This is a genomic window from Synechococcus sp. R6-7, assembly GCF_047461695.1.
Classification (GTDB): Bacteria; Cyanobacteriota; Cyanobacteriia; order Thermostichales; family Thermostichaceae; genus Thermostichus.
Map to the genome: position 1 here is coordinate 1 of NZ_JANSHS010000507.1, position 1449 is coordinate 1449.

The 1449-nt window shown below is 60.3% G+C and carries 1 protein-coding gene; it reads left to right on the forward strand.

The window, feature by feature from the left end:
- A partial coding sequence (locus NW815_RS13510) for a TolC family protein (RefSeq protein WP_414416124.1) occupies positions 1-1329 on the forward strand: 1329 nt, incomplete at its 5' end.
- Positions 1330-1449: the final 120 nt, after the last annotated feature.

Below are 1449 nucleotides of genomic sequence, written 5' to 3' on the forward strand. Positions count from 1 at the left end.
ATTCCCCCCAACCCTGCTGACTCCACCCCTGCGGCTGACCTGACTCTAAAGGGGGCTTTGACGGCTGAAGAATTGGTGGTGCCCCAATCCCCCTTGCAGGTGCGCATTGAGCGCAGGGAGGGCCTGTCTTTGGAAGAAGCTCTGGAGATCGCCGTTGCCCAGAACCCGGCTGTGCAGCAGGCCAGACTGGCCGTCGAGCGGGCCGAGGCCGGGGTAGCCCTGGCTCAAGCTGCCTTTGCTCCCACCCTCTCCAGCCGTGCCAACTACCAGTACAGTGAGGCTCCCTCTCCGGGTGGTGGGCCAAGGCGCGAATCCCACACCCTCTCGGCCAGTGTGGTGCGGGTGGAGTATACCGCCTTTGACAGTGGCCTTAGGGAGCAAAACCTGAAGCTGGCCCAAGAAGCGCTGCGCATCGCCCAACTGCAGCTGGAGCAAACGCTGCAGACGGTCAAACAAGCTGTGGCCAATGCCTACTACGATCTGCAAAGCGCAGATGCCAGGGTTGCCATCAGCCAAGCTGCCGTCGAAAGTTCCGAAGCCACCCTGCGGGATGCTCAAGCCCGAGAACGGGCCGGGCTGGGTACCCGCTTTGAGATTCTCCAGGCAGAGACGGAATTGGCCAACAATCGACAAACCTTGCTGGCGGCTCAAAACACCCAACAACTGAATCGCCGCCGCCTGGCCGAACTGCTGAATTTTCCCAGCCCCACCGACGTGTTGGCCAGCGACCGCATCGAGCCGATGGGAGAGTGGGATCTCAGCCTGGAAGAGACCATCATTGCTGCCTTTGCCCAACGACAGGAATTGGAGCGCCGGCGCCGAGAATTGGAGCAGGCCCAAAGCCGTGTGCGCCTAGCACAGGCCCGCAATGGCCCCCGAATTGGCTTATTCGCCAGCCTCGATGCCGTTAACGATTTCAACGCCAGCCGCGATAGCTTTGATGTTGGCTATTCGGTGGGAGCCAATTTCAGCTTGACTTGGTTCGATGGAGGAGAAGCGGCTGCCCAAGCCCGCCAAGCTCAGATCGACGGGCAGGTGGCCGTGAGCAATTTCGTCGGCACCCGCAACGAAATCCAGCGGGGGGTGGAAGAAGCCTTTCTGACCCTCAGCTCCAGCCGCGAACAGATCGACTCGGCCAAAGTGGCAATTGCCTCAGCAGAAGAGAGCCTGCGCTTGGCCCGGCTGCGCCTGCAAGCGGGGGTGGGCACCCAAACGGAGGTGATCAATGCTGAAGCTGCCCTCACCACTGCCCGTGGCAACCTTTCCAATGCTGTAATCGCCTACAATCGCGCCCTGGTACAACTGAAACGGGCCATTGGCAGCCTTTGACTTGAGCCTTTCTCCCTCACTCCCAGCCCTTCTTCCAAAAGGAGAGGGGTGCTATGGATACCGCGACGAAACAGTTCTATTCCAACTTGAGCTGTTGTGACATACTCCCGCACTCATGCT